At 71.5% G+C, this 4000-nt stretch carries 2 protein-coding genes and 1 pseudogene; 1 reads left to right on the top strand and 2 read right to left on the bottom strand.

Annotated features, from left to right (window positions below; translation table 11 throughout):
- Positions 1–350, bottom strand: a pseudogene (locus tag TSO221_RS36730) (ABC transporter permease subunit); the annotation flags it as partial.
- Between TSO221_RS36730 and TSO221_RS36725 the strand changes: the two are divergent.
- Positions 343–975: a hypothetical protein gene (locus tag TSO221_RS36725; RefSeq protein ID WP_247878402.1), complete on the top strand. Its 633-nt coding sequence runs from the start codon at positions 343–345 to the stop codon at positions 973–975. The pseudogene TSO221_RS36730 and the gene TSO221_RS36725 overlap by 8 nt on opposite strands.
- A gap of 211 nt (positions 976–1186) precedes the next feature.
- Here the strand turns inward: TSO221_RS36725 and TSO221_RS34445 are convergent.
- The coding region (locus tag TSO221_RS34445) for a calcium-binding protein (protein WP_146209007.1) at positions 1187–4000 on the bottom strand (2814 nt) is incomplete at its 5' end.

The raw sequence follows: 4000 nt of genomic DNA, 5'->3' as shown, positions 1-4000 counted from the left end.
GTCTCCACATAGTCGAGGATGGCCACCGACAGCACCCGCGTCCTGCCCGGGATGTTGCCGCCGATCATCAGCACCACGCCGAGCTCGCCCATGGTGTGGGCGAAGCCGAGCACCGCGCCGGTGAGGAAGCCGCGCCGGGCCGGCGGCACCGCCACCGTGAAGAAGCTGTCGAGCGGCGAGGCGCGCAGCGTCGCCGCCGCCTCCAGCGGGCGGGCGCCCTCGACCCGGTTGCGCACCGAGGTGCGGCGGGCCTCGCCGGCGGGGGCGAGGATGACGAAGGGGTTGATCAGCGCCGTCGCCTCGCGCCCCGGGAACAGGCTCAGGTCGCGCACGCCGTCGCGGGTGATCACGGCGGTCAGGGTGGTCCGGTCCGGCCCCCCGGAGCGCCACCTCGGCGTTCACCGCGCCGTCGGTGACGGCGGCGACGCTGCCGCGCAGGGCATTGCGGGCACTGGTGCGCATGAAGAATCCCGACACCAGGGTTTTGACGGCGACGCCATCTTTGGGGAATCCGGCTTTAGGGAATCCGGATTCGAGGTCGGTGAGCGTGCGTGCGAGCTCGCTTTCGAGTCGGTGAAAGGTTTCGATCACCCGCAGCCCTTCGGCGGTCAGGCAGGTGCCGCCGCCGTTGCGACCGCCGGTCCGGGCGTCGACCAGCGGCTGGCCGAACAGGTTGTTCATGGCGTCGATGGCGTCCCACGCGGCCCTGTAGGTGATCCGCATCGCCCGCGCGGCGCCGGAGATGCTGCCTTCGCGGCCCAGCGCCTCGATCAGGCGGATGCGTTCCCGCCCAATGCTGGGTGCGTTTCTGCCGCCGAGGATGACCTGTGCGCGGATCACCATTCCGCCCGCCTTGACCATTCGTTATATAGTTTGACTATACATCGCGTGATGCGCGGCACAAGCACAGACTCCACCTGGAGCGGACGACAGGCGCTATACACAAAAAAATATAACGATTGTCGTCGATGGTAAAGCCCGCGGACAGCGGTGTGGGGAGGGTGAGACGGGGGTGGGGATGAGGCGCCTGCGCCGGCGATCGTGCCGGATACGATGAGCCCAATCCCATGACCTCCCGGAGAAAGCCGCTACCGCCCGTGGTCCGGCTCGACCGACACGCAGCGGCACCGGCGGAGGTTGGTGCGGACGGGCGACGGATTTGCGAACCATCCGTCGCCCGCCGGGGTCAGGCGGCGAACACGTCACCAACGCCGAGCGTCGCGGCGCTGGCGAACAGGCCCAGCATCCGGATTTCCGAGGCCGCCAGCATCCCGTCACCGTTGACGTCGCCGACCACGTAGAGACCCGACGACGTACCGTCATTGGCGAGCACCAGGATGCTCTCGGCACCCGTGCCGTTGTCCAGCGTGCCGATGGCGGCGCGCAGACTCGCGAAGTCGGTGTCGGCGAGAGCCGCCACCGTCGTCTGCAGACACGCCAACTCGGTGGTCGCCACGTCGATCGGGCCGCCTGTCAGCGTCGCTGCGGCCAGCGTGCCGTCGGCATCGCGGTCGAGCAGCGCAAGCAAGTCCCCCGTCACCGCGACCCGGTCGAGCCCGGCCTGGAAGCCGGTTACCACGTCGAAGCCGGCCGAGGCGCCCGGCGCCGCGCCATCCCCGGCGCTGGCATAGACCACGCGGTCGCCCACCGCGTCGACGGTCAACTGCAGGAAATCGGCTCCGGCGCCGCCGATCAGCACGTCGGCGCCGCCGCCGCCGGCCAGCGTGTCGTCACCGACCCCGCCGACGACGGCGTTGGACAGCGCGTTGCCGGAGCCGGCGAAGGCGCCGGTTCCAGTATAGGTCAGGTTCTCGACATCGGCGCCCAGCGTGTAGGCGGCGAGGTCCGTCCGCACCGTGTCGATGCCGGCGCCGAGCAGTTCCACCACCGTGTCGGAGGCATCGACGACGTACACGTCGTCGCCGAATCCGCCCGCCAGCGTGTCCGCACCGAGGCCGCCGTCGAGCGTGTCGTTGCCGACCCCGCCGACGATCAGGTTGTCCAACGCATTGCCGGTGCCGGCGAAGCCGCCGGATCCGACATAGGTCAGACCCTCGACGTTGGCGCCCAGCGTGTAGGCGGCGAGCGTGGTGCGCACCTCGTCGCTGCCCGCGCCCGCCAGTTCGACGATCACGTCGCCGGCGTCATCGACGACATAGACGTCGTTGCCGAGCCCGCCCGCCAGGGTGTCGGCGCCGGCCGCCCCGTCCAGGGTGTCGTCACCCGCGCCCCCCTGGATCAGGTTGTTCGAGGCGTTGCCGGTGCCGGCGAACGTGCCGGTGCCGGTGTAGGTCAGGGTCTCCACGCTGGCACCCAGCGTGTAGGCCGCGAGCGCCGTGCGCACCTCGTCGCTGCCCCCGCCGGGCAGTTCGGCCACCACGTCGCCGGCGTCATCGACGACATAGACGTCGTTGCCCAGCCCGCCGGCCAGGGTGTCGGCACCGGCGCCGCCATCCAGCGTGTCGTTGCCGGCTCCGCCGGTGAGGACGTTGTCCAGCGCGTTGCCGGTACCGGCGAAGGCGCCCGAGCCGGTGTAGGTAAGGTTCTCGACGTCGGCGCCCAGGGCGTAGGCAGTCAGTGCCGTGCGCACCTCGTCGCTGCCGGCGCCGGCCGCCTCGACGACCACGTCCCCGGCGTCGTCCACCACGTAGACGTCGTTGCCCGTGCCGCCAAGCAGCAGGTCGGCGCCGAGGCCGCCAATCAGCGTGTCGTCGCCGTCGCCGCCGTCGAGCGTATCGTCGCCGGTGCCGCCGGTGAGGAGGTTGTCCAGCGCGTTGCCGGTGCCGGCGAAGGCGCCCGACCCGGTGAAGGTCAGGGTCTCCAGGTTGGCACCCAGGGTGTAGGCGGCCAGCGCGGTGCGCACCTCGTCCGTGCCCGCGCCGGCCAGCTCGGTGACCATGTCGGCTGCGTCGTCCACCACGTAGACGTCGTTGCCGAGGCCGCCCGCCAGGGTGTCGGCGCCCGCGCCGCCGTCGAGCGTGTCGTTGCCGGTGCCGCCGGAGATCCGGTTGGCGAGCGCGTTGCCGGTGCCGGCGAAGCTGCTGGACCCCGTGTAGGTCAGGTTCTCGACATTGGCCGCCAGCGTGTGGCTGGAGGCGCTCACCAGCACCTCGTCGGTGCCGGCGCCAGCCAGTTCGGCCACCACGTCCCCGGCATCGTCCACCACGTAGGTGTCGTTGCCGGCCCCGCCGGTCAGCGTGTCGGCCCCCGCCGCGCCGTCCAGCGTGTCGTCGCCGGCGCCGCCGACGATCTGGTTGGCGAGCGCGTTGCCGGTGCCGGCGAAGCTGCCGGTACCGGTGTAGGTCAGGGTCTCGACGTTGGCGCCCAGCGTGTAGGCGGCCAGCGCGGTGCGCACCTCGTCGGTGCCGGCGCCGGCCGCCTCGACCACCACGTCGCCGGTGGCATCTACCAGGTAGACGTCGTTGCCGATGCCGCCGGCCAGCGTGTCGTTGCCGAGCCCGCCGTCCAGCGTGTCGTTGCCGGCTCCACCGGTGATGGCGTTGTCCAGCGCGTTGCCGGTGCCGGCGAAGCTGCCGGTGCCGGTGTAGGTGAGGTTCTCGACGTTGGCGCCCAGCGCGTAGGTGGCGAGCGTGGTCCGCACCTCGTCGGTGCCGGCCGCCGTCGCCTCGACCACCGCGTCGGCCGCGCTGTCCACCACGTAGACGTCGTCGCCGAGCCCGCCGATCAGGCTGTCGTTGCCGGCGCCGCCGTCCAGCGTGTCGTTGCCGGCCCCGCCGTTCAGCGTGTCGGCGCCCGCGCCGCCGGTGATGGCGTTGTCCAGCGCGTTGCCGGTGCCGGCGAAAGTGCCGGTGCCGGTGTAGGTCAGGATCTCGACGTTGGCGCCCAGGGTGTAGGAGGCCAGCGCGGTGCGCACCTCGTCGGTGCCCTCGCCCGCCAGTTCCGTCACCACGTCGGTGCTCACATCGACGACATAGACGTCGTTGCCGGCCCCGCCGATCAGGGTGTCGCTGCCGGTGCTGCCGTCCAGCGTGTCGGCGCC

The sequence above is a fragment of the Azospirillum sp. TSO22-1 genome, from assembly GCF_003116015.1.
Taxonomy (GTDB): domain Bacteria; phylum Pseudomonadota; class Alphaproteobacteria; order Azospirillales; family Azospirillaceae; genus Azospirillum.
This window is presented reverse-complemented; position numbering and strand designations above follow the sequence as displayed.